The 22,461-nt window shown below is 47.4% G+C and carries 25 protein-coding genes and 1 tRNA gene; 7 read left to right on the top strand and 19 right to left on the bottom strand.

Features of this window, described 5'->3' with window-relative positions:
- Positions 1–100: 100 nt before the first annotated feature.
- From ptsP to aroA, 4 genes are all read right to left on the bottom strand, one after another.
- Positions 101–1,864 (bottom strand): phosphoenolpyruvate--protein phosphotransferase, encoded by a 1,764-nt coding sequence (ptsP, locus tag J7E85_RS32125; RefSeq protein ID WP_215164036.1) that lies wholly within the window; start codon positions 1,862–1,864, stop codon positions 101–103.
- The gene (locus tag J7E85_RS32130; protein ID WP_215164037.1) at positions 1,861–3,744 is read right to left on the bottom strand and encodes a glucose PTS transporter subunit IIA; all 1,884 of its coding nucleotides are present in this window, start codon (positions 3,742–3,744) and stop codon (positions 1,861–1,863) included. The genes ptsP and J7E85_RS32130 overlap by 4 nt, the downstream gene beginning before the upstream one ends.
- A gap of 186 nt (positions 3,745–3,930) precedes the next feature.
- Entirely contained in the window at positions 3,931–4,353 is a 423-nt protein-coding gene (locus J7E85_RS32135) for a CoA-binding protein (RefSeq protein WP_100536072.1), read from the bottom strand.
- 51 nt (positions 4,354–4,404) lie between these two features.
- Positions 4,405–5,697, bottom strand: a complete 1,293-nt coding sequence (gene aroA / locus J7E85_RS32140; RefSeq protein WP_215164038.1) for a 3-phosphoshikimate 1-carboxyvinyltransferase — start codon at positions 5,695–5,697, stop codon at positions 4,405–4,407.
- Positions 5,698–5,865: 168 nt separating this feature from the next.
- Between aroA and J7E85_RS32145 the strand changes: the two genes are divergently transcribed.
- Positions 5,866–6,174, top strand: coding sequence for a rhodanese-like domain-containing protein (locus tag J7E85_RS32145; protein ID WP_215164070.1), 309 nt, complete (start codon positions 5,866–5,868; stop codon positions 6,172–6,174).
- 128 nt (positions 6,175–6,302) lie between these two features.
- Here J7E85_RS32145 and J7E85_RS32150 read toward each other — a convergent pair whose 3' ends face one another.
- Positions 6,303–6,815, bottom strand: a complete 513-nt coding sequence (locus tag J7E85_RS32150; protein WP_285228865.1) for a shikimate kinase — start codon at positions 6,813–6,815, stop codon at positions 6,303–6,305.
- 217 nt (positions 6,816–7,032) lie between these two features.
- On the opposite strand from J7E85_RS32150, the gene J7E85_RS32155 reads away from it, so the two are divergent.
- Entirely contained in the window at positions 7,033–7,470 is a 438-nt protein-coding gene (locus tag J7E85_RS32155) for a hypothetical protein (protein ID WP_251036201.1), read from the top strand.
- A 46-nt stretch (positions 7,471–7,516) separates the two neighbouring features.
- Here J7E85_RS32155 and gndA read toward each other — a convergent pair whose 3' ends face one another.
- Together gndA and J7E85_RS32165 are read right to left on the bottom strand one after the other, a co-directional pair.
- Positions 7,517–8,926: an NADP-dependent phosphogluconate dehydrogenase gene (gene gndA, locus J7E85_RS32160; RefSeq protein ID WP_202618894.1), complete on the bottom strand. Its 1,410-nt coding sequence runs from the start codon at positions 8,924–8,926 to the stop codon at positions 7,517–7,519.
- A gap of 192 nt (positions 8,927–9,118) precedes the next feature.
- Positions 9,119–9,715, bottom strand: coding sequence for a hypothetical protein (locus J7E85_RS32165; RefSeq protein ID WP_215164039.1), 597 nt, complete (start codon positions 9,713–9,715; stop codon positions 9,119–9,121).
- Between the two features lie 264 nt (positions 9,716–9,979).
- Here J7E85_RS32165 and J7E85_RS32170 point away from each other — a divergent pair, with 264 nt between their 5' ends.
- Both J7E85_RS32170 and J7E85_RS32175 read left to right on the top strand, forming a co-directional pair.
- On the top strand, positions 9,980–10,603 hold the full coding sequence (locus tag J7E85_RS32170) for a DUF1054 domain-containing protein (protein ID WP_076320695.1): 624 nt from the start codon (positions 9,980–9,982) through the stop codon (positions 10,601–10,603).
- 373 nt (positions 10,604–10,976) lie between these two features.
- Positions 10,977–12,452, top strand: a complete 1,476-nt coding sequence (locus tag J7E85_RS32175; RefSeq protein ID WP_076320694.1) for an aminotransferase class I/II-fold pyridoxal phosphate-dependent enzyme — start codon at positions 10,977–10,979, stop codon at positions 12,450–12,452.
- Positions 12,453–12,518: 66 nt separating this feature from the next.
- On the opposite strand, the gene J7E85_RS32180 is transcribed toward J7E85_RS32175, so the two are convergent.
- Positions 12,519–12,842 carry a DUF1292 domain-containing protein gene (locus J7E85_RS32180; protein ID WP_071223049.1) on the bottom strand — a complete coding sequence of 108 codons (324 nt, stop codon included), beginning with the start codon at positions 12,840–12,842 and terminating at the stop codon, positions 12,519–12,521.
- A gap of 95 nt (positions 12,843–12,937) precedes the next feature.
- Positions 12,938–13,492, bottom strand: a complete 555-nt coding sequence (locus J7E85_RS32185; RefSeq protein ID WP_100539292.1) for a stalk domain-containing protein — start codon at positions 13,490–13,492, stop codon at positions 12,938–12,940.
- A 250-nt stretch (positions 13,493–13,742) separates the two neighbouring features.
- Here J7E85_RS32185 and J7E85_RS32190 point away from each other — a divergent pair, with 250 nt between their 5' ends.
- Together J7E85_RS32190 and J7E85_RS32195 are read left to right on the top strand one after the other, a co-directional pair.
- Positions 13,743–14,480, top strand: coding sequence for an MBL fold metallo-hydrolase (locus J7E85_RS32190; RefSeq protein ID WP_098742801.1), 738 nt, complete (start codon positions 13,743–13,745; stop codon positions 14,478–14,480).
- A 62-nt stretch (positions 14,481–14,542) separates the two neighbouring features.
- On the top strand, positions 14,543–14,776 hold the full coding sequence (locus J7E85_RS32195; RefSeq protein WP_215164040.1) for a DUF3892 domain-containing protein: 234 nt from the start codon (positions 14,543–14,545) through the stop codon (positions 14,774–14,776).
- Between the two features lie 87 nt (positions 14,777–14,863).
- Here the strand turns inward: J7E85_RS32195 and J7E85_RS32200 are convergent, their stop codons facing one another.
- Positions 14,864–15,307 carry a GNAT family N-acetyltransferase gene (locus J7E85_RS32200; protein ID WP_076320690.1) on the bottom strand — a complete coding sequence of 148 codons (444 nt, stop codon included), beginning with the start codon at positions 15,305–15,307 and terminating at the stop codon, positions 14,864–14,866.
- A 340-nt stretch (positions 15,308–15,647) separates the two neighbouring features.
- Entirely contained in the window at positions 15,648–15,911 is a 264-nt protein-coding gene (locus J7E85_RS32205; protein WP_215164041.1) for a hypothetical protein, read from the bottom strand.
- A gap of 135 nt (positions 15,912–16,046) precedes the next feature.
- Between J7E85_RS32205 and J7E85_RS32210 the strand changes: the two genes are divergently transcribed.
- A tRNA-Val gene (locus tag J7E85_RS32210) sits at positions 16,047–16,119 on the top strand.
- A 167-nt stretch (positions 16,120–16,286) separates the two neighbouring features.
- Here the strand turns inward: J7E85_RS32210 and J7E85_RS34435 are convergent.
- The 8 genes from J7E85_RS34435 to J7E85_RS32245 form a co-directional block, all read right to left on the bottom strand.
- Entirely contained in the window at positions 16,287–16,508 is a 222-nt protein-coding gene (locus tag J7E85_RS34435; RefSeq protein ID WP_353049606.1) for a hypothetical protein, read from the bottom strand.
- 138 nt (positions 16,509–16,646) lie between these two features.
- Complete coding sequence (locus J7E85_RS32215) at positions 16,647–16,787, bottom strand: cyclic lactone autoinducer peptide (protein ID WP_215164042.1); 141 nt, start codon at positions 16,785–16,787, stop codon at positions 16,647–16,649.
- Complete coding sequence (locus J7E85_RS32220) at positions 16,765–17,310, bottom strand: accessory gene regulator ArgB-like protein (protein WP_215164043.1); 546 nt, start codon at positions 17,308–17,310, stop codon at positions 16,765–16,767. The genes J7E85_RS32215 and J7E85_RS32220 overlap by 23 nt, the downstream gene beginning before the upstream one ends.
- 6 nt (positions 17,311–17,316) lie before the next feature.
- Positions 17,317–17,928 carry a hypothetical protein gene (locus tag J7E85_RS32225; RefSeq protein WP_251036202.1) on the bottom strand — a complete coding sequence of 204 codons (612 nt, stop codon included), beginning with the start codon at positions 17,926–17,928 and terminating at the stop codon, positions 17,317–17,319.
- Between the two features lie 679 nt (positions 17,929–18,607).
- Complete coding sequence (locus tag J7E85_RS32230; protein ID WP_215164044.1) at positions 18,608–20,239, bottom strand: hypothetical protein; 1,632 nt, start codon at positions 20,237–20,239, stop codon at positions 18,608–18,610.
- 1 nt (position 20,240) lies between these two features.
- Positions 20,241–21,026, bottom strand: coding sequence for an ABC transporter ATP-binding protein (locus J7E85_RS32235; protein ID WP_076320685.1), 786 nt, complete (start codon positions 21,024–21,026; stop codon positions 20,241–20,243).
- 64 nt (positions 21,027–21,090) lie between these two features.
- Positions 21,091–21,630 carry a GNAT family N-acetyltransferase gene (locus tag J7E85_RS32240; RefSeq protein WP_215164045.1) on the bottom strand — a complete coding sequence of 180 codons (540 nt, stop codon included), beginning with the start codon at positions 21,628–21,630 and terminating at the stop codon, positions 21,091–21,093.
- A 22-nt stretch (positions 21,631–21,652) separates the two neighbouring features.
- Positions 21,653–22,279, bottom strand: a complete 627-nt coding sequence (locus J7E85_RS32245) for a TetR/AcrR family transcriptional regulator (protein WP_215164046.1) — start codon at positions 22,277–22,279, stop codon at positions 21,653–21,655.
- Positions 22,280–22,461 lie beyond the last annotated feature (182 nt).

Raw genomic sequence — 22,461 nt, forward strand, 5'->3', positions numbered from 1 at the left:
TCCTGGTGAGATAGGCAGCTGTTTTTTTATGTGAATATTGCTTGTCCACTCAAAAAAGAAACATGAAAAATTGGAACGTTATCTCATTACTAGAAGCCTTTTAAGAGGCCGTGCTGTCCGTACCGTTCGTTCCGTTCAGATAACTGCTGCGTTCGGCAAAGGCGCTAAGGCGCTCTTCGACAGCGTCGCTGGTACGCAATTTGAAGCAATCCGCTGCCTCCCCCTTCGCTTCTGCCGCATTGGTATTCAAGATGCGATGCTTCACGCGAAGCAAGGATTGCGGAGACATGCTTAGATCCTTAACGCCAAGCTCCAGCCATATTGGAATCGCCCGCTCGTCCCCTGCCATTTCTCCACACACGCTGACAGGTATGCCTGCCTCATGCGCAGCCTCCACCGTCGTCCGAAGCATGCGCAAAACCGCAGGATGAAACGGATGGTACATGTGCGCGATCTGTTCATTCATGCGATCCACCGCCAGCACATACTGAACCAGATCATTGGTCCCGATACTGAAGAAATCGGTTTCCTCTGCCAACAAATCCGAAATGGTGACTGCTGCCGGTACCTCAATCATGATGCCAACCTTAATGTTCGGATCGTATGCAATGCCCCGTTGGTCCAAATCGGCCATCGCACGCCGCAGCACGGCATTAGCCTGCCTGACTTCCTCTACCGAGGATATCATCGGATACATGATTTTGACGTTACCGAAAGCGCTGGCTCTCAGAATAGCGGACAGCTGGGTCTGGAACGGTTCTGTGCGATCCAGACTGATACGAATGGCGCGATACCCCAGGAAGGGGTTCTCTTCTTCCGGCAGCCCGAAATAATCCAGCTGCTTATCGCCGCCAATATCCAGCGTACGGATCACAACCGAAGCCTGACCTGCGTTCTCGGCAACCAGCTTATACACTTCAAACTGCTCTTCTTCCGAAGGAAAGTTGTGGCGATCCATATATAAGAATTCCGTCCGGAACAATCCGACTCCCTGCGCCCCGTTCTTCAGTGCAATCTCCATTTCTTTAACGGAGTTCATATTCGCGGCCAGATTAAAGTATGTTCCATCCTTCGTAACCGCATCAACCGTCGCCAGGAGCTGCAGCTGCTCTTTCTTTTTCCATTGTTGCTCTCGGATCCCTTCATAACGCTCCACGATCAGCGTGTCAGGCTCCAAATACAGCAAGCCTTCATCTCCATCCACAACTAAATGCTGTCCAGTCTGGATCGGATGATCCAGCTTGTTCTCAATCCCGGATACCAGCGGTATGCCAAGAGCGCGAGCCATAATCGCCGAATGAGAGGTCTTGCCACCCGTCATTGTCACAATGCCAAGAACGTGGGAGGGATTAAGGTGCACGAGCTGAGACGGAGAGAGCTCCTTCGCAACCAGAATATAAGGCTGCGTATCAGCCGGAAGCTTGACTTCCGGTGCACCGAGAAGATGCTTAAGCAGCCGATTGCCAACATCCTTAATATCCAGCGCCCGCTCCTTCATATACTCGTCGTCCAGCAAATCGAACATGGAAACGAAATGATCGATCGCCTCTTTAACCGCCACCTCGGCAGCCTTGTACTGGCGCTCGATGATCCCTTGGATTTCGTTCATGAATACGGGATCCTCCAGTATGGCCAGATGCGCATCAAAGATCTGCGACTCCTCGTGCCCCACCATTTCCTTGAATTCGTTCTTGATATATTCAATTTCATTCTTGGAGGTTCGTATGCCTTCATATAAGCGCTCGAACTCTTTGGCTAAATCGACAGCATCCATTTCGGAATCCGGAAGGTCCAGCTCCCAATGCGGCAGTACGAAAGCCTTACCGATCGCTATGCCTGTTGCTGCGCCAATGCCTTGTATCATGATTCTCTACCCCCAGCATTACTTTCATTTAATACGACGGACATGACAGATGACTGTCCTCTCTTAACGGACTTGAATGGAGCAAAGCTCCAAGATCTTACTTTATCGGGATTCGTGATCACCATCGGTGTGGCCAGTGATGCGGCATGTGTCTTTAAATACGCCAGATCGAACTTGACCAGCAATTGCCCCGGTTCAACGGTGTCTCCTTCGCTTACCACAGCTGAAAACGGTCCTTTCAGTTGAGAGGTATCGATCCCGATATGAATCAACACCTCGAGTCCATCCGGCGTTGAAATGCCAATGGCATGCATCGTCGGATAGACATGCATCACGGTGCCGTAAACCGGGGATACAAGTTCCCCTTTTTCCGGAATGAACGCCACGCCGTTGCCGACAAGCTTGGCGGCAAAAATATCATCCGGCACTTCGTCAATCGGAAGCATGCGTCCCTGTACGGGCGCGCTGAACAGAACACGCGGTAAATCTTGCTGCATCAGCTTATTTATCTCTTCGCGGATGAGCTCGGAATACGTCCCGAACACCACCTGAACGTTACCGCCGCCCAGCTTGATGATACCGGCTGAACCGAGCAATTTCAGTGCGTCCGAATCAATCTGGCGGTCATTATATACGGTTAATCGAAGACGCGTCATGCAGGATTGGACCTGAACGATGTTGTCTTTTCCCCCAAGCGCCTCCAGAATAAGCGGTGCCTGATAGGGGATGTCTCCTGCCCGGCCTTCCAGCGCCGAACCTTCTTCACGCCCCGGTGTCGGGATTTCGAAGGTGCGAATGGCCCAACGGAACAGAAAATAGTAAACGATGCCGTATACGGCCCCGATCGGTATGATGATCCAGGCGTTCTTCGACAAGTGAAAATTGAGTACGTAATCGATAAATCCCGCCGAGTACGAAAACCCGTGATGGATATCAAATGCATAGGTAAGCACCATCGCGAACCCGGCCATCAGGGCGTGGAGCACATACAGATAAGGAGACGCAAATAAGAACGCGAATTCAATCTGCTCCGATACCCCGGTCAAAAAACAGACAAGCGCGGACCGCATAAACGTTTTTTTTACCTTCGGCTTCAAATCTTCACGTGCTTCTTGAATAATGGCAAATGCAATCGCCGGCAGAGCAAACATCATAATCGGGAATAACCCGGCCATGAAATCGCCTGCTGTTGGATCACCCGCGAAGAATCGGGGCAGATCCCCTTGAACGACGGTACCGTCTTCCGTCTCGTACGACCCCAACTGAAACCAATACACGTTATTCAACAAGTGATGCAGACCGAATGCCGTCAGCACCCTGTACAAAATTCCGTAAAGGAATAATCCGAACGCCCCCATATGTACGGTCAGATCATAAAAATAATCTAATCCGCGCTGTACAATGGGGGCCATCCCCAGCATGACCCATGCAAATATCGTAGAGAACAATCCCATGAATAAAAGTACAAATCGGGAGCCACCAAAAAACTGTATCGCTTCAGGAAGCTTAATATGTTTGAACCGGTTGTAAACGTAACCGGACATTACCCCAAAAATAATACCAATCAAGGTCGAGGGCTGTACACTCCCGTCTCCCAGACGGGATATAACCTGATCATAGATAAACATGCCAGCCAGAGCGGCAAGCCCTGCGGGTCCTCCTTGATTCGAAAGTCCCCACGCGACACCAATGGCAAATAAATATGGCATGTAATAAAACACGCCGTGCCCCGCAGCCTGAGCAATCTCGCCCAAGGTTCCGAAGCCCCACGCCGACCATGGCAGACTTCCCACGCTAAGCAGGAGAGCTGCCGCTGGAAGCGCCATTGTAGGGAGCATAACTGCTCTGCCCAGCTGTTGTAATGATCCCAACCAATTCAAGGCGAGCCCTCCTTTCTATCCTTGATGGTAAGCGCTGCGCCTGTTTTTGTCAAAAAGAAATCAGGGCAAATGCCACAAAGAAAAGCAAGCCTCACAAGCAATACCTCGGCAAGCCGGATCGTGTCCAGTCTGCCATGGCTGCTTCAACATAAGGCTTGCCCATACTTCCAATTCACCATTTAAATCTTAACGTCCGCCCAAAGCGATGGAATCCTCCACCTTAATGCAGCGGTCCATGATGGCGATCATGCCGCTCTTCTCCGCGATGGCCGCCGCCTCTTCACTGATAATTCCCTGCTGCAGCCAGAGCACCTTGGCGCCAATCTCGGCAGCTTCCCGCGCCACATCAGCACAGTATTCACTTCGTCTAAACACATTGACGATATGGATCGGCTCCGGAATGTCCTTCAGGGATGGATAACTCTTCTCCCCGAGAATTTCGGTTGCACCAGGGTTAACCGGGATGATCCGGTACCCGCGCTTTTGCATCGCAGCAGAAACCATATGGGATGTACGATCCGGCCGATCTGACAGACCGACAACAGCGATATTGCCTGCGTTTCGCAAAATATCCGCGATTTCTTCGCGCGTAGGATTCTCAAATGCCATGCTTCATGACCACCTCTCCATTCGTAATAGACGAGTTGCTTGGCTATTCCTTTATTTTACCCATTCCACGTTGGCTCCAAGCGCCTTCATGTGATCAAAATATTGCGGGTACGACTTGGCCACATGATGTGCGTCCTTAATCCGGATCGGCTGATGTGCGCGAAGCCCGACCACCGTCAGGGCCATGATCACCCGATGATCATAATGGGCATTGATCTCAACGCCACCTTCGACGCCTTCCGGACGGCCGTGAACGATGATCTCGGCCTGGCGTTCCTCAACGTTGGCTCCGGCTTTGCGCAATTCGTTCAAATAATCCGTAATCCGGTCGCATTCCTTATAGCGGAGATTCTCCACATTGTAGAATCGGGAGGTCCCTTCCGCAAACACAGCTGCCGCTACCATAGCAAGCACCGCATCCGTCGCTGCATCTCCGTCAAATTCCAATGCTTTCAGGGTACGATTGCCCTGCACATGGACATTTCCGTTCTCGTGTGTGAGCGGAACCTCCATCATCCGGAGGACGTCAATAATGGCCCGCTCTCCCTGCTTGCTGTCCTCTGACAGATTGCGGATGGTTACATCCGACTGCGTAACCGCTGCCGCCGCCAGGACGGCAGCAGAGCCCGGATAATCACCTTGAACCGTATAGGTCTTCGCTTCATAGGATTGACCACCAGGAACCCGGAAGAATGTATAATCGTCCGCTGCATGAATGGTAATGCCCGCCTGCTCCAGCACTTCCAGGGTCTGACCGATAACGACCTTGGATTTCAAATCACCGGTAACGGTAATCTCGCTGTCTTCAGCAAGCAGTGGCGTTAAGAACAACAATGCGCTTAAGTACTGCGAACTCACTTCGCCAGAAACAGTGAGCTTTCCGCCCTTAGGCTGACCGCCACGAATCGTGATCGGCAGTTTGCCTTCGTTATGCTCCACTTCCACACCCAATTGACCAAGCGTTTCAATGAGATCATCGTGAGGACGTTTGCCCAGTGAATCCGGATAGGTATTGACGAAAGTAACCTCTTTAGATAATGCCGTGACGCCCATCAGGAAGCGCAATACGGCACCGGCATTACCGACATTCAGCTCCTTCACATCCCGGGGCGATTTGCCAAAGCCCGTAATAACCGCCTTCTCCTCGTCCTCCTCGATCACGGCTCCGAGATCCCGGATACAGCGTCTCATGGCATCGCTATCCTCGCTATGAGCTGGGTAATAGATCGTGCTCGTTCCTCCCGCAAGTGCAGCCACCAGCAGGTAACGGGTTGTATAGTTCTTGGAGGATAACGCTCCAATCTCTCCGTTTAGTATAGGCGTAGGTTTGACGATTACATCCATCGTATGTATCTCTCCTTGTATATATTATGTTACGATAAACCAGCCTTGAAATCTCCCTTAGGATAAATTGACAGGGAAAGAACCGCTTGGTTATCATAGTTCATGTGAACTGGAAATTCAGATCGTTACGATCTTAATCATTTATTATCAGAAAAGAGGTCTATTATGATGAAACCGATCCCTCAAATGGAAACATCGGAGCTTAGAAGCCGGCTTCAAAACGGCGAAAATGTATACATGATTGATGTCCGCGAGGATGAGGAAGTTGCCACCGGCATGATCAGCGGTGCCAAGCATATTCCTATGGGCGAGATCCCGAGTCGCCTGGACGAAATTCCGCGCGATCAAGATGTCGTCTTCATCTGCCGCAGCGGCGGACGGAGTCAACACGTATGCGAATTTTTGAATCACCAAGGCTTGATTAATGTAATCAACATGAAGGGCGGCATGCTTCAGTGGCATGACGATGAAGAATAAACCAGCTATGGAAGGTGAGGGATGATCGTTATCCCCGCCTTTTTTTGCTTATTCCAATCCGAAAGCGATCCCCAGATTCACCCATAGATACTGCAAAATCATCATTCCAAAGCCGTTCGCTGACCATCTTAGCCGCGGTAATGCGTTAAAATGTCAGTCGCCACTTCGCCTGCAGATCGGCCAACCGTATCCACTATGACATCCGCAAACAGGTATTTGTCCTTTCGTTCATCCAAGATACGCCGAACTCTATCTTCGACATCGCCCGCAAGCAGCGGCCGATTGGCATCACCCCGTACCCGTTCGACGATACTGGCAGCATCCGCTGTTAGAGCAACGACCCAGCCATCACGTTTCATCTGGTCACAATTTTCGGAACGAAGCACAGCCCCTCCGCCGGACGCTACAACAATGCCTTTCCGTTGCAACACGCTGCGCAGTGCGACAGACTCAGCCTCACGAAAATACGGCTCTCCACCCGCTTCAAACATCTCGGGAATCGTTCTGCCTTCCATCCTCTCAATTTCAGCATCCAGATCGATCAGGGTGTAGCCGAGCGTTTCTGCCAGAAGACGCCCTACGGTTGACTTGCCCGTGCCCATCATCCCGATCAGAATAATGTTCTTACCTATCTTATCCAATTTGACCCCCCATTTGCTGCTTCACTGTAAAGGTTGCTCATATCATACCACAGCCCCAAATCTTTCGACAATGGACCTAACTCTCTAAATTGCTGTTATGTTGCTGTTATGCGAGTAACCCCAAGTAATGCTCCAATTTTATCGAGTCTATCTGGTTCCCTATTGTCATATACTAATTACAAGAATACAAGATTAGAAGAAAGGAGTGAAATCCATTATGTCTTTTCGTCCAACCGGCCTCTCTTCGGCTGCCAAGCGCATCCGCCGGATCCTCGACCCATCCTACCCGCTATGCCGTGAAGATGTGATCTGGGTGCTTCATTTTGTCCAAAAAAAAGTGGCTCTGAAGGATCCTGCACTGCTGGATCTTTCAAAGCCACGTTTGCTGCAAAATTACAACAGTTATTGCGAAGCCGCGCTGCTCTTGCTCGGAAGCGGAAACCACATCCATACGAAGAACCACGACATCCGCACCTGTCTCTTAGAAGCCATGCACGGACTCCCTGAGCTGGCGGAGGCGCACTCCCCTTCTCAAGCCCGCACGGTTGAATCTCCGGCTTCTCCTCCGACGAACGGAATTCATCCTACATCCGGGAGTGAAATTGATCCATCCAGGGGGAATGGCATTCATACTCCCGTAAAAGAGCAGAATTAATCCATCCAGGGAGGATGGTATTCATGCTGCCATAAATAGAGCAGAATTAATCCATCCAGTTATAGTGGAAGGTTCCTTCTTTGTCCACACGTTTAAACGTGTGAGCTCCAAAGTAGTCACGCTGAGCCTGCAGCAGGTTCGCTGGCAGGTTTGCGGTGCGATAGCTATCGTAGTATGCAAGCGCGCTGGAGAACCCAGGAACCGGGATGCCCAAGGATACTGCGGAAGCAACAACCTTACGCCATGCATCTTGATAGGATTCAATAATATTGGTAAAGAACGGATCCAGCAGCAGGTTCTTCAGCTCAGGATTGTTCTCATATGCATCCGTGATGTTCTGCAAGAAACGGGAACGGATAATGCAGCCGCCGCGCCAAATTTTAGCGAGGTTGCCGTATTGCAGGTTCCAGCCGTACTCATCGGATGCCACGCGAAGCTGTGCAAAGCCTTGAGCGTAGGATACGATTTTGCTTGCAAACAGCGCTTTGCGCACATTTTCAATGAACTCGGCTTTGTCGCCGTCAAATGCAGCTGCTTTGGGACCATTCAGGATTTTGCTTGCTGCCACACGCTCTTCTTTCATCGCGGACAGGAAACGGGAGAATACGGATTCGGTGATCATGGACAGCGGCACGCCCAGATCCAGGGAGCTTTGGCTTGTCCATTTACCTGTTCCTTTTTGACCCGCCGTATCCAGAATCACGTCTACCATCGGCTTGCCGGTTTCTTCGTCATATTTGGAGAAAATGTCAGCCGTAATCTCAATCAGGTAACTATCGAGTTCGCCTTGGTTCCACTCAGTGAAGATTCCGTGCAGATCCTTCGCATCAAGGCCGAGTACGTCCTTCAGCAATTGGTAAGCTTCGCAAATAAGCTGCATATCGCCATACTCGATACCGTTGTGAACCATTTTTACATAATGGCCGGCACCGTCTGGTCCGATATATGTACAGCAAGGCTCTTCGTTAACTTTAGCGGAGATGGCTGTCAAAATAGGCTCAACCAGCTTGTAGGCACTTTCTTGTCCGCCAGGCATGATCGATGGGCCTTTCAACGCGCCTTCTTCGCCGCCGGAAACCCCAGCACCGATAAAGTTAAAGCCTTTTTCAGCCAGTTCTTTGCTGCGGCGCTGTGTATCAGGGAAATAAGCGTTACCGCCATCGATGATGATATCGCCTTTGTCCAAATGTGGAATCAGCTGTTCAATCGTAGCATCGGTAGCTTGTCCCGCTTGTACCATGATCAGGATTTTACGAGGAGTCTCAAGGGAATCCACGAATTCTTCGATTGAGAATGTCCCCTTCACTTGCTTGCCTTCGGTTTCCTTCAGCATATCTTCCGTTTTTTGCGGAGAGCGGTTATATACAGAAACGGTGAAGCCTTTGCTTTCGATGTTCAGGGCCAGGTTTTTTCCCATTACAGCAAGGCCAATCACACCGATTTGTTGTTTTGACATCTGGTTCTCCATCCTTTGCTCCAATATATTTTTAAACAACCCATCCCTATCCGAGATGATTTGCAATAATCTTATATTAACGTTTTTCATTTGACAAGTGAACCCCTGTCACAAAATCAGAACACGCGCGAAAACACCCCTTCTGTTTCGGAGTGTTGTTCGTGCTTTAAACTTGTATCCGGATTGAAGTAGTTACCACTCCAGCCTCATCAGCTCCAAGGAAAGCTCACGGAGTCTTTGCTTGCAAGCCAAAATTTTGTCTTCGTTCCCCTCTTGCAGCGCCGCATGGAGCTTCTCAAGCTCATCGTCGGTTTCCAGTCTGGACAGCAGCAGTCGCTGTTCCCCTTCATCCGATTCAAACAACCGCAGCATTTCCTGCTCCGTCATCGGCGTCCCCTTCTGAAACAGCACCCGCTGCCGGTAACCGGATATTTCCACGAGCCTTATGACCTCACCGAACAAAATATTCTCGATCAATATTTGCCGGTCCTTGAAACGTTTAACGACAGCATGGCCACGGGTATTCTCGATCAATTTCTCCATCCATTCCGCGAGTTTGGGATCACGGATCATATAATCGCCTACTAGTTTAAAACCGCTTCCTGTTCGTTGAAACCGCAGCTTTACCAGCTTGCGACCTGTTCGGATTGAAATGACAAACTGCGTATCATTCTCGCTCCAATAAAGCGAATATCCTTCCTGGATCAATTCCTTGATTAGGTCCTGGATATGCCGGCGATCAAACCGGAGCTCCAGGTTGCAATACTCCACTTCCTCGCTCTTATTCACGGCACTCCCTCCTCCGGTTTACTACCGATCATTAAACGGCGGTGAAGATTTCCCCCATGGCTGCTTTTGATGTTGTCTTATCTATATCTTATACTCCATCTTATGTAACGGTAACTTGGTTTATTGACTATTTTTAGCCCACATGAACATACGGTGAAGCTTTTCTGGGTAATGCGTGATGTCCATTCACCTTATGGTATAATAAGTTATCCAAAAACCGAGTTTAGCAACGATATCATCTACAACAGGGAGGCCATCACATCCATGACGGTTACCGGATTTACAGATCAAGATTTCGACGTATTCTCCGTTCCCGGGCTTGAGGCCCGTATGGAGGTTCTCATTGAACGGGTAAGACCCAAGCTGGAGGCTCTAGGGGCTGAGCTCGCCCCCTATGTATCTGTCTTGGCTGGGGAAGAGATGTTTGTGCATGTCGCCAAGCATGCAAGACGCACTGTCAATCCTCCCATTGACACTTGGGTCGCTTGGGCTGCCAGCAAACGCGGGTACAAAGCACTGCCTCATTTTGAGGTAGGCATGTTCGGAACCCATCTATTTGTCATCTTCGCGATTATTTATGAAAGTCCCAATAAGACCGTGTTTGCCAGCAATCTGGAAGCCAAGCTGAAGAAAACAGCAAAGGCGCTGCCCAAGAATTTCTACTGGTCCATGGATCACATGAACCCGTCCGGCACCCCTCATCAGGATATGAGCGAGGAAGATTTCACGCGTCTGATTGAGAAGCTGAAGCAGGTAAAAAAGGCAGAGGTGATGTGCGGACTGCGCATCCCGCGCGAGGAAGCCGTCAAGCTTGAAGGGGACGAGCTGGTGCAAAAGGTGCAGGAGACGTTTGAGTCGCTGCTGCCGCTTTATAAAATGGCGTTTTAATGAGCAATATATGTTGATGAATTGGGCTGCTGATGCAGCTCTTTTTTTAAGATTATAGAATTTATAAATTTTCAGCGAAGCTGAACAATTCTATAATCGCAAGAAAAACTTCCTTTAACCGCGGTCTGTCTTCTGAGAAAGTACGTCGATAGACGTTTTTCTTATGGATGATATTTTAATGAAGGAACGATGAAGATCTTGTTGCTACTCCTTAATATGTCTAAAGTATGAAGCGTTGCTGGACAAAGCAAAAAAAGCCGTTCATTCTCCTTGCATTCCCCCCCTATTTTGCTATACTCAATTTTGTTTATATAAAAACAGAAATCAACAAATCATAAGAAAATAAACATAGGGAAAGGTTGTGACAACGTCCATGGACCACAGTCGTACACCGCTCTTCACCGCACTTAAAGAACATGCGGCCAAAAACCCCGTGCAATTTCACATTCCGGGACATAAGAAGGGCCTCGGCACCGATGCCGAATTTCGGGAATTTATAGGGGATAACGCCTTTTCTATAGATTTGATCAATATTGCGCCGCTGGATGATTTACATCAACCTACAGGCGTCATCGAGGAAGCCCAAAAGCTGGCCGCCGATGCATTCGGTGCCGATCACACCTACTTCAGTGTCCAAGGAACAAGTGGAGCGATTATGACTATGATCATGTCGGTATGTTCGCCTGGCGATAAAATCATCGTACCGCGCAATGTCCATAAATCCGTGCTTTCCGCCATCATTTTTACCGGGGCTAAGCCTGTATTCGTATCGCCTGCCCAAGATGCCAATGTGGGCATCGATCACGGCATCACCATCAGCTCGGTTCGTAAAGCATTAAAACGTCACCCTGACGCCAAAGCCGTATTGGTCATTAACCCGACATACTTCGGCGTAAGCGCCAATCTGAAGGAAATCGTGGATTTGGCTCACAGCTACAACGTACCCGTTCTCGTGGACGAGGCGCACGGGGTATTGATCCATTTTCATGAAGATCTTCCGATGTCGGCAATGGAAGCCGGGGCCGATATGGCTGCGACCAGTGTGCACAAACTCGGCGGCTCGATGACGCAGAGCTCCGTACTGAACGTGAATACCAAGAACGGATACATCAATCCTTATCGCGTACAGACGATCATCAGCATGCTGACCACAACCTCAACCTCCTACATCCTGCTGGCATCGCTTGATACTTCACGCCGCAGTTTGGCGCTGCATGGACGAGAAATGGCAGCAAGGACGATTGAATTGGCGCAATATGCGCGTCAGGAAGTCAATAAAATCGAAGGTTTGTACAGCTTCGGTGAAGAAATATTAGGCGGAGAAGCAACATACTCCTATGATCCGACCAAATTGACGATCCATGTACGCCATCTCGGCATTACAGGATATGAAACCGAGAACTGGCTGCGGGATCACTACAATATTGAGGTGGAGCTCAGTGATATGTACAATATTCTGTGCCTCATTACACCGGGGGACAATCAGGAGGCCATCGATATTTTGCTGACAGCGCTCCGCGAGCTTTCGAATCAGTACATGCATGTGAATGAGATTAACGAGTTGGTTGTGAAAACACCAGAAATTCCGCAGTTGTCGCTTATCCCTCGCGATGCATTTTACGGGGATACAGAGGTTGTACCTTTCAAGGAATCGGCAGGACGCATTATTGCCGAATTCATCTATGTCTACCCGCCAGGGATTCCGATTCTGCTTCCGGGCGAAGTGATTTCCCAGGAAAACATCGATTACATTATCGATCATGTCGAGGTAGGCCTTCCGGTGAAAGGTCCTGAGGACCGCAGCATCCAAAATGTTAAAGTCATCGTGGAAACGGATCCTATATTCTAAAATGGCAGCTGTAAATACAATAAACCCGGTGCGAGAGGTTCGCACCGGGTTTATTGCTTAGGAGTCTTATTCCTGGTTTGCAGCAGCGACCAGTTCGTTGTAAACCGCCTCTACTTCATTCCATTCTTCTTCGTCCTCAATATTGTAAAGAACCATTTCCTCGTTCTCTTCTTCCATACGTAGAATGACGCCGTCCGCTTCCGGATTTTCGCGTTCAAGCAAAAGCGCGTAAAGTTTCTCGCCGACATCAAATGTCTCCACAAGAACCATCTCTACTTCTTTTCCTTCTTCATCCGTCAATGTCAGCACAAACTCTTCATGTTCGTGGTCGTGGTCATGGTCGTGACCGCAGCCGCAAGCATCTCCGTGTTCATGTTTGTGTTCGCTCATTGAAAAAACCTCACTTCGGTTAAATTATCATACTTTCGTATCGTATCACGGATAGCTTCTCCAGGTCAATTTCTGCCAGACAGCCAAAGAACCCATTAATTGAGCGTTGTAATGACTTTTTCAGCAATTTTCACAAAATCCGAATCGGCTTTTACTTTTACATAAAAACCAACCGAATACTTACCTGTTGTTTTAAAATCGTACGTGAAGTCATAGGTTCGGAACCAAAAGTTATCCTTGCGGTCCTTTACAACCTCGGATTGAATATCTTTGATATTGCCCGAAGGATCCTCAATCGCTACTTTCACTGAGTGTATATCGTTGTTTAAGCTGTCCACCTGGCTAAAAACATTGAATTTCAGCTTACCCTTGTTCACGTTGCCGAATACAGTATCTCCTTTAAACAGAAAAATATGCACGTTCGGCTTGATGACTTGTACTTGTCCATTCGCGGGATTCCAATCCACAGCCCCGTCGAATTCCCGAACCGGCACATAGGTTTTGCCATCAATTAAATATCCACCATCCTTCAATTCATGACCGTTCAGCCAGACACGGACTCGCTCATTGACAGAATCTGCAAACAAAAGGGTGCTGCCACCCATTAAAGAGAGCACTAACATACATGCCATCACTTTTTTCCACTTCATATAATCATTTCCCTCCATTGGCTCATCTTGTTGTTATATGTGTATACTACATGTCAAAAAACAAGTTGCGGACAATTTTGCACTTTGTGGTAAAATTTTTTCCTCATGCTGTAAGGTTTGTGCCTATCACGAATTACACTGCATTCCAGGGCCGATTCGATCATATAATCCGTGTAAATCAACGTGGAATTCGTTAAAATATACATTAGCATACTGGACTACACATCATATCATCAGGAGGTTTCATCCATTGACACTGAAATTGCAAATGCTTGGCACCGGCAGTGCGTTTGCCAAGAACTACTATAACAATAACGCACTGGTACATGACGGGAATTTCACACTTCTCATCGACTGCGGCATCACCGCTCCAATGGCACTTCATCAGTTGAATAAGACATTTAACGATATCGATGCCGTGCTCATTACGCACATTCATGCCGACCATGTGGGCGGACTGGAAGAGCTTGCCTTTATGATGAAAATGAAATACAACCGCAAACTCCCGCTTTACATTGCTGAATCGCTGGTGGAACCGATATGGGAACATTCACTCAAAGGCGGATTATATCAACAGGGACATATCTCCTCCCTGCATGATGTATTTGACGTACACCCTCTGAAACCGGGAGTGAAGGCCCATATTTCATCAGGCATCTCGGTAGAGCTGATTCATACGCAGCATATTCCCGGCAAGGACAGCTATTCGCTTTATCTGAATGATCGGATATTTTACAGTGCTGACATGGTATTCGATCCGATCCTGCTCAACCAACTGGTGAATGAGCGGGATTGCGAAGTGATTCTGCATGAATGTCAGCTGCAAGGCCCCGGCGAGGTTCATACGACACTGGATGAGCTGCTCAGCCTCCCTGAAGAAATTCAGGAACGCACCTATCTCATGCATTACAGTGATGAGGTCGAAGCTTTCATTGGCAAGACCGGAATCATGGAATTTGTGGAGCAGCAGCGGGTATACGAATTGTAGTTCAATATAGAGGAATAGTTTATGAGGGTTCCCGGGAACACTAATTCCGGGAGGCGATCTATATGGATAATACACAACAAGAAGTCGTAGGCGTCCGTAAAAATGGCGACGGCGACATCATCGAACTGAAGCTGGATAACGGTAGTGTCGTGGACTACAAGACAGCACAAGAGATGGCCAAGAATAAAGAAATCAAAAATGTGAACGTATTCCGTGGACGTGACGGAGATGAACATCTTCGTTCCAATGCGGATGGCGATCCCAGCAACAACCTGGATAATATGCCAAGCTTTTAATTCATGCCAAAAAAGACCTCGAGTCGATACTCGAGGTCTTTCCTTTTTAGAACGATAGGATCATCAGCCACCGTATAGTTAAGAAGCTTACAGTTCCTTTTTCATACGAACATGGGGAATGCCAGCATCATCAAACGGCTCGTCCGAAATCGTCTCATACCCCAGCTTGCGATAAAATGCCTCCGCTTGCACCTGGGCATCCAGCACGGAATACTGCAGTTTCAATTCACGAGCCTGCGTTTCCAATGCCATCATCAGCACACGCCCTATCCCTTTGGATCGGAATGGCTTACGTACCGCAATGCGCTGCATTTTGGCGGAATCCTTATTGTAATAGGTGATACGTCCGGTTGCCGCGTACTGTCCCTCCGACTTGATCAGGACATGATGCGCATCGGAGTCCAGACGATCGTAATCATCAATCTCCAGGTCAATCGGAACCTTCTGTTCAAGCACGAAAACATCCTTCCGGATATCCAGCGCCTGCTGCAACTGCTCTTCGGTTGATACATTTATGATTTCTGCTGCCATTTCAACACCTCTTTATGTAGAATCAATTCCTTGTAATATCGCAGATCGAGCTATTATACAAAATAATCATTTTCCTGTATAGTATAAGCTAACGTTTTTTTGAAAGGAGCATTGCCTTTATGGGCATGGGAACCACGATATTTTGGGCTGTTATCATCTCAGCCATCATCATCTACCCTATTTTTTGGGCGATTAAAAAAGGTTATTCCCGCAAATGGGATGAGGAATAGCATCGGCCGTTTTACAACAAACCGCCAGCCTGCCAGCCGACGGTTTGCTCTGCTCGCTTTGAGCAAAGATATTGGTATGACCAATCTGTTATAGATCGTTGCTTCACCCATTACGGATGGAGATTGTGCAAGGTATCCACCGAATCCATCGGTGATACTGGCTCCAGTGTCCCGCTTCCCTGCTTGGAATACACGTCCTTATCTATCGAACGTCCGTAAACATCAAGCATTACAGGCGCCGCAGGCCCATGGAGCGGCTCCAGCTGCACCGACGTTCTCTCCGAGATACTGCAACCGCTCCCTAGTACAGATAAGCCCAGCAACGAGAGCACTAGACTGGCTCGTTTAAAATGATGGGATTTCCCACCTGCCATGCCATTCACACTCCTCCATTGGCATAATCATGCTGTATTTAGTCTGAACCGGAATGCGATTTTTTATAACGAGAAAACCATTGACAGCCACATTGTCTGCTGGTAATATATGAATTACCTTTTTAAATATTTCATGATCTGTTAGCTCAGCTGGGAGAGCACTATCTTGACAGGGTAGGGGTCAGTGGTTCGAGCCCACTACAGATCATAATCGAAAACCCTTGATGCCATTGGCTTCAGGGGTTTTTCATTTTGTAATACTATTGCCTATTTGGGTTCATGGGGTCCCGTTGGGGACGAATTGGGGGACAAAGTCAGAATATGGATGCGAAGCGCCGGATGGTTGACCAAGATTCTCAGCAATTTTCGATCGAATCAGGAAGCATGCACTCCCCTTCCTTTCCCGGGTCTCCAGGACAGAATATTATGTTCATTAAACATCCGAGGTTTTCCAGTTTCCAGACACGTTGCCCGTATCCGATGATCCCGAATACTGTGTATCTGTATTTTCCGTTGGGTGATGTTCCCTTTCCTGTCTTCATATATGATTTCTATGGTTTGCTCCAGGTAATTGACTGCACTTGATTTAAGGAGAATGCAGCAATTTATAAATCCTGGTCATCATGACTACAGTTTAATTAGCTATGTTGATGTTGATAGTAAAAGAAAAATCCGGCACCTAGTAGGTACCGGAATTCAATAAACAGAATAACAATGGATTCATATTTAGAAAGGTTATTTCAAGAGCTCTTCGGGTGTATCACCACTATACACAAAAACAGGACTTGCAGTATTAACAAAAAATACAGCTACCACCGTAAGAGCAGATGCGATAAATGAAAATAAGCCATGCTTAGATTTGTTGATTACCGACATTTGACTCACCTCCCTTCAAATGAATTAGGCTCAGTGCCTGGATAAAGAATACTATGGATAATGTTGGTGATTGAATGAGAAAGTTCACCCCAACAATAATACAGCTAATTAGACGAAGTTTAGGATAATGTTTTCTTGGTATTCTTGATTGCTTGGCAATCTTACTAGGGGCAAATGAAACGACTAACAAAAAACTTAGGATGTTCAAAATTTGTGTAGGCAGTTCGCCTAAATCAACAAAAGACACTGCAGTAAACAAAGCAGTAGTAATAACAATACAACCAGCGCCAGTCTTAACGTGGATTCCTCCAGAGAACTGTCTTAGCAGTGCAAAACCTATCAAACCTGTAATAGCCTGCTTCATATGTCCGGTATAAATGGATATTAATAAAGTAAATGTAACAATAAATAATATATTTAATAGAATTGCGATCGCATGCTTTAAAACTCCAACAGATGAAGGGTGTTCAGGCACTTGTCGTTTAATGCCTTCCGATATCCAAAGGGCGGCTCTTTCAATCATTAAATGTCACTCCTTTGTTTGGATCGCATAAAATAAGAAAATACCAAATGTTATACCAAAAAAGAGAAGAAGAAGCCATAACCGATTAAGATAAAATAATATCGCCAATAAGATCAAAACGACTACGATGAGGGAGATTAGTAAGATGTGCTCAAATTTAATACGCAACTTTTCGAGATCATATGTAAAACCTATTGCAAACTTATACATAATCCAAGAAATGAGTAAACCCGTCACTGATGATAATAGCTGAAGTATATAGCCATCTACTTCATTGTTGTGTGTAGCTTCGATTGAGCCATACAATGATAGCATGTAAAAGGCCTGAATTAGAGCATAAAACATATAACCCAGAATGGTACATATCGCCGACCAGATAACTGGGATCTTAATAATGGCAGAAAACAAGAAAACGAAGATCAGCACGGTAATGAGAGGGGCCAGAAAATCCAATTGAAGTTCGTTGCGCATAATGAAACTTTGCAAGTTGGCAAGCATCATGACAATCAGCGCCTGCCATATGTACTCTGTTGTCTTAAATCTAAGCAATGTCATGATTAGTGAATAAATCGCCAGTGTTTCAAATGTTGAAAACACCATAAACCAAATAATTTCCATTCAAAGATTTCCTCCCTGTACCATAAGAAATGGTTAAATGTGTGCTACGCCACTTCCCGAAGCAACCTGATTACACTGATGGTTATAACGTCCATAAATAAACGATATACCGACAGACCCTCAGTTTCTATCGAGTCGTCCTAATGATGCATGTTCTTGAGGTCAATTCCGATGGCGCCTGCCACTTCTTATATGTCTGGAAACTGTGATGGAAAATGCAAAAACATTAAACGTCGTTTATAGCTCCGGCTTGGCTCAATCCGTATACCAAACGAAAACCAAGCATTAATTATCAAGAATCCACGACCTTGTGAATATGACTAAGCTAGAATAAACTCAGATCCTACTATTTAACATCCTGACATCATCTAAGTTGATTATATAAGGCCCGGAAGGCATAACAACAGGTAATAAAATACATTAGTGGGGGAATCCATCATGGATTTATGAAGTGAAGAGTGAAATAGGAAGTTAATTTGCTATATCTCTATCATATACGAACCTACGTTCCTGTTCAACTACTTTAAAACGCAAGTATACAATGATCTGACAAATCAAAAAAGAGACATCCCAATCGGATGCCCCTTCCCTTCTCAATCCACCACCCTCTAAAGAGGTTGGTGCCCCATCTTGTTAGCACTGGCTCATCTTCATTCTACTATTCCTGTCATACCCCAATTTACTTATACAGCTTGGTCCATGCCAAGCCATTCGCAACGAGCAGCGTGAAGATATATGCCAACATACCATAAGGAACCGTGCTGCTTGCATAGTGCAAACCGCATAATCCACCCACTACAATCATGAATAGCAGCACCCACCAGCCATCTTTCTGCTGAGCCATATTAAACGCTTGAGAGAACGGCGGATTGAGCAGAATTGCCTTGGCTGTTAGAGGAATCAACACCAAGCCGGTAAGGAAAATGATGAGAATATCCGGGATAATCCGGATACCGAATACGATCAGAAACACGATCGCATTCACAGCGAACAACGGTAGGAACATTTTTATGGCAAAAGCCTTTAAAGCCCCTTTGTATAATGGACTCATGCTTGGCATGGGGGCTGCCCCAAACAACCAGAAAGCCTTGGGCTTCCCTGAGAATTTCAGCATCATCACGACCGTTACAATCATGATGAGCATGACGTGCAGTACATAGTACGACGATCCCTGGCTGATTTCCGCCAATGAGGAGTTACGGATCGTAGAGACAAAGAATAAATAAGGCAGTAACACGGACAACCCAAGTGTAGGGTACACCTTAAGCTTAAATTCTCTCTCGTTCTTCAGCATGCTGGCAGATAGTCGGAAACAAGCTTGCTCCGTGCGCGACCCGCATACCATTTTGGCCAGGAATCTGTCCAATCGCCCGCGCTCCCGCCCTTTTCCCGCTTCGCTGTGAGCCAGCTTCTCCAGATGCTGCTCGAACGAAGGAATATAACGGACATAGACGATCATAAGCACAATCGGGACGAATACAGCCAGCATCGAGAGAACAGCCAGCCACCCGCTCCCCTCGCCAAACAACCACTCATACGGAGCCGCAAACCACACCGGCGGAAGCAGAATCTGCCACCAGGCCGGCTTAAATACCAAATGAAAATCAATCAGATCGAAGGAACGAATGACAAACTGATAGCCGATAGCCAGCGTAGCGGAAAGTCCAATCTGTACATAATTGATCAGATCCTTCAGTTTCTCTCCATCCCAATACTTGAGCAGCAACAGATAAACCAAGGAGGTGCTCACCAGAATGAGCATATTCATCAGTATTAACTCCAGGATATAGATCAGAAAGAACAGCACGCCATGCTTGATCAATCCCACGACCAGTGAGCCTGCTGAGAGCGCTCCGGTTAGCAGCAGCAAATAAATTCCTGCATGTATCGATCTCGCCAACCCGACCGTACGACCGTCGATCGGCTTCGTCATCAAAATGCTGCGGTCGCGCACATCCAGCAGCACGGATGAGAAATCTGAAATCATAGAGCTCATAATCAGGAACATTAGGATCGCAGACAGGATGCTCATCGGCATTAAATATTCCGGATCGCTCCAGAACACAAACGGCGTCAGGACAAGCCCGATTAAGCCATACAGCCAGAGGGAGCTGACAAACAGGTTCTTGTCCTGCTCTTCTTTCTTCCGGTTGCTAGAAGATAATATGACCGGTGCGCGCCTCGAATCCATCAACAATTTGACATGGAGTATCCGGCGCAGCGTTTCATAGTCGACACCCATTCTCGAGATGATTCCTTGAAATCGATCCAGTATCTTCAGCATCCGAAACGATGATTCCGATCCCGCCATATCAGCTTCCCTCCCGAACGATCGATACGAACCGTTCCGCAATACGGGCATGGTCATGGAACCCCGTCAGCTGATTAAACACTTCTTCCAGGGACCCCTCATGGGAATGCTGCTGCAGTTCTTTGAACGTTCCGTCCGCCACTACCCGGCTGTCCGCGAGCAGAATGATCCGGCTGCTGATTTTCTCAACGACGTCCATGATATGTGAGGAATAAAAAATCGTCTTGCCCTGGGCCGACAGCTGGGCCAATACTTCCTTGACCACCATCACGCTGTTCGCATCCAGCCCGCTTAAGGGCTCATCCAGGAACAATAGATCAGGATCATGCAGCAGGCTCGAGATGAGCAGCACCTTTTGCCGCATTCCTTTTGAAAACGTAGCGATCCGTGAATGATAGGCCTTTTCCATGTCAAAGCAATCCATCAATTGCTTCGCCTTATAATCCGCTGCATCATATGTAAGTCCGTACAACTCGCCTATAAAAGTCAAATACTCGGCTGCCGTTAACTGATCGTACAATTCCGCCACCTCAGGCACATATCCGATTCTCCGTTTATAATCGATATTCCCATCGGAAATATCCTGACCGAATATGCGGACTGTCCCCGTGTACCCCTCAACCAGCCCAAGCATGATCTTAACCGTCGTGCTCTTCCCCGCCCCGTTCGGACCGATATATCCAATCATCTCGCCGCGGCGTACTTCCAAGTCGATACCGTTCAGCACATAACGATTATCATATTTCATGCGCAGGTCTTGAATCAATAACACTTCATTTTCAGACATGATATTATTCTCCCATTCCCTCATTGTCTTCACATACCTACCTTATTATGGAAGGGAGGGAAAATCAACCTTTTAACGCATACTCGCTCTGCAATATCCCCATGTGTACGATGTCATGCCAGACGCCATTCCGGTACAAACTCTGTCTGGAGCTGCCTTCCTGGACAAATCCGATTTTTTCATACAGTTTGATCGCGTTATGGTTGAAAGAAAATACCCGCAAGCTTACCCGGTGCAGATTCAGCTCCAAAAAAGCATAATCAAGCAAAAGCGTCATCGCTTCAAAGCCGTACCCCTTGCCCCAATAGTTCTTTTCGCCAATGTCGATGATGCACTCCGCGTTCCGGTTCTTGGTATCGATATGAATCAATGACATGATGCCAATCGGTCTGCCGGTTTCCTTCAATAGAAGCAGATAGCTCTTCGAGGAGGAAGAGCCCAGGATCACATGCTGAACGAAGTCCTTTGTCTCCTCCAGCTGATAAGTATCCAGGTTGGGACTGGTGGATTGCATCACTTCGAGATCATTGCGCCAGGAATGGTACAGCTCCGCGTCGTTTATCGTCATTTTTCGACAAGCAAGTCTAGCAGAATCAAATAGCATTCAAAAAACACCCTTTCCATCATCATGGTTCTAGTGTTATCGGATTTAACATTGCATTGAGAGAATGTATGAAGGTTTCCAGCTGCTCCGGCACGCAAGTCACCGTCGGTCCGAGTTGGAAGGTATCCAGCATCAGTCCGTTCAGAAACGAAATCATATAACGTGCTATGGCTTCCGGTTCCAATCGGGGGCGAAACTCCCCTTGCTCCTGACCCTTCCGAATGACCCGGCCCATGGCCGCAACGGTCAGCTGATAACGTTCGGTTATATAGGGATAATCCTTCCTGGCATGAACATAAGAGGAAGACAGGAAAAATTCCGCCCTGGCCAATACAAGCGAATGCTGGATTAGTGAAATATCACTCTGCTGCTTCTGAACCCAATCCATCAACTGATTCCATATCGGATATTGCGGATCCGGTTCAAAAAAACCGAGCGTCTCTTGGTCGTCAAAACGCAGGACCTCTATAAATACATGCTCCACATTATCAAAATACGCATACACAGCCCCGCGGGACATACCGGCTTCATCCATGATGTCCTGCATCACGGTGCGGGTATAGCCCTTTCTGATAAAGACGCGCCTGGCTGCCGCCAGTATTTCAAACTTCTTCTCCCGTTTGTATTCCTCACTAACCCGTGGACACATGAGTCATCCCTCTCCCGCCATTTAACACAATATCGATTTCACGAACTTCACCTCAACATAAACGACATCAGTGTCATTTTAACTCATTTCATCATAAACGACATCAGTGTCGTTTTCAAGCGGATTCCATGATAGATACAAAAATCCTCTTGAAAAACCCTCAGGAGTTCATTAGCGTACAT

Origin of the sequence: Paenibacillus sp. ISL-20, assembly GCF_018613005.1 — a bacterium.
In the GTDB taxonomy this organism is placed as follows: Bacteria; Bacillota; Bacilli; order Paenibacillales; family Paenibacillaceae; genus Paenibacillus_AQ.

Coding starts and splice junctions, on each gene's coding strand:
- J7E85_RS32155 (WP_251036201.1), top strand. CDS start 7,033: ATGTCTTTTCGTCCAACCGGCCTCTCTTCGGCTGCCAAGCGCATCCGC.
- J7E85_RS32180 (WP_071223049.1), bottom strand. CDS start 12,842: ATGAGCGAACACAAACATGAACACGGAGATGCTTGCGGCTGCGGTCAC.
- J7E85_RS32245 (WP_215164046.1), bottom strand. CDS start 22,279: ATGTGTCCACGGGTTAGTGAGGAATACAAACGGGAGAAGAAGTTTGAA.
- aroA (WP_215164038.1), bottom strand. CDS start 5,697: ATGGATGTAATCGTCAAACCTACGCCTATACTAAACGGAGAGATTGGA.
- J7E85_RS32175 (WP_076320694.1), top strand. CDS start 10,977: ATGGACCACAGTCGTACACCGCTCTTCACCGCACTTAAAGAACATGCG.
- J7E85_RS32185 (WP_100539292.1), bottom strand. CDS start 13,492: ATGAAGTGGAAAAAAGTGATGGCATGTATGTTAGTGCTCTCTTTAATG.
- J7E85_RS32205 (WP_215164041.1), bottom strand. CDS start 15,911: ATGGCAGGTGGGAAATCCCATCATTTTAAACGAGCCAGTCTAGTGCTC.
- J7E85_RS32215 (WP_215164042.1), bottom strand. CDS start 16,787: ATGTCGGTAATCAACAAATCTAAGCATGGCTTATTTTCATTTATCGCA.
- J7E85_RS32220 (WP_215164043.1), bottom strand. CDS start 17,310: ATGATTGAAAGAGCCGCCCTTTGGATATCGGAAGGCATTAAACGACAA.
- J7E85_RS32230 (WP_215164044.1), bottom strand. CDS start 20,239: ATGGCGGGATCGGAATCATCGTTTCGGATGCTGAAGATACTGGATCGA.
- J7E85_RS32145 (WP_215164070.1), top strand. CDS start 5,866: ATGAAACCGATCCCTCAAATGGAAACATCGGAGCTTAGAAGCCGGCTT.
- J7E85_RS32240 (WP_215164045.1), bottom strand. CDS start 21,630: ATGCTATTTGATTCTGCTAGACTTGCTTGTCGAAAAATGACGATAAAC.
- J7E85_RS32135 (WP_100536072.1), bottom strand. CDS start 4,353: ATGGCATTTGAGAATCCTACGCGCGAAGAAATCGCGGATATTTTGCGA.
- J7E85_RS32170 (WP_076320695.1), top strand. CDS start 9,980: ATGACGGTTACCGGATTTACAGATCAAGATTTCGACGTATTCTCCGTT.
- J7E85_RS32235 (WP_076320685.1), bottom strand. CDS start 21,026: ATGTCTGAAAATGAAGTGTTATTGATTCAAGACCTGCGCATGAAATAT.
- J7E85_RS32195 (WP_215164040.1), top strand. CDS start 14,543: ATGGATAATACACAACAAGAAGTCGTAGGCGTCCGTAAAAATGGCGAC.
- J7E85_RS32225 (WP_251036202.1), bottom strand. CDS start 17,928: ATGGAAATTATTTGGTTTATGGTGTTTTCAACATTTGAAACACTGGCG.
- gndA (WP_202618894.1), bottom strand. CDS start 8,926: ATGTCAAAACAACAAATCGGTGTGATTGGCCTTGCTGTAATGGGAAAA.
- J7E85_RS32200 (WP_076320690.1), bottom strand. CDS start 15,307: ATGGCAGCAGAAATCATAAATGTATCAACCGAAGAGCAGTTGCAGCAG.
- ptsP (WP_215164036.1), bottom strand. CDS start 1,864: ATGATACAAGGCATTGGCGCAGCAACAGGCATAGCGATCGGTAAGGCT.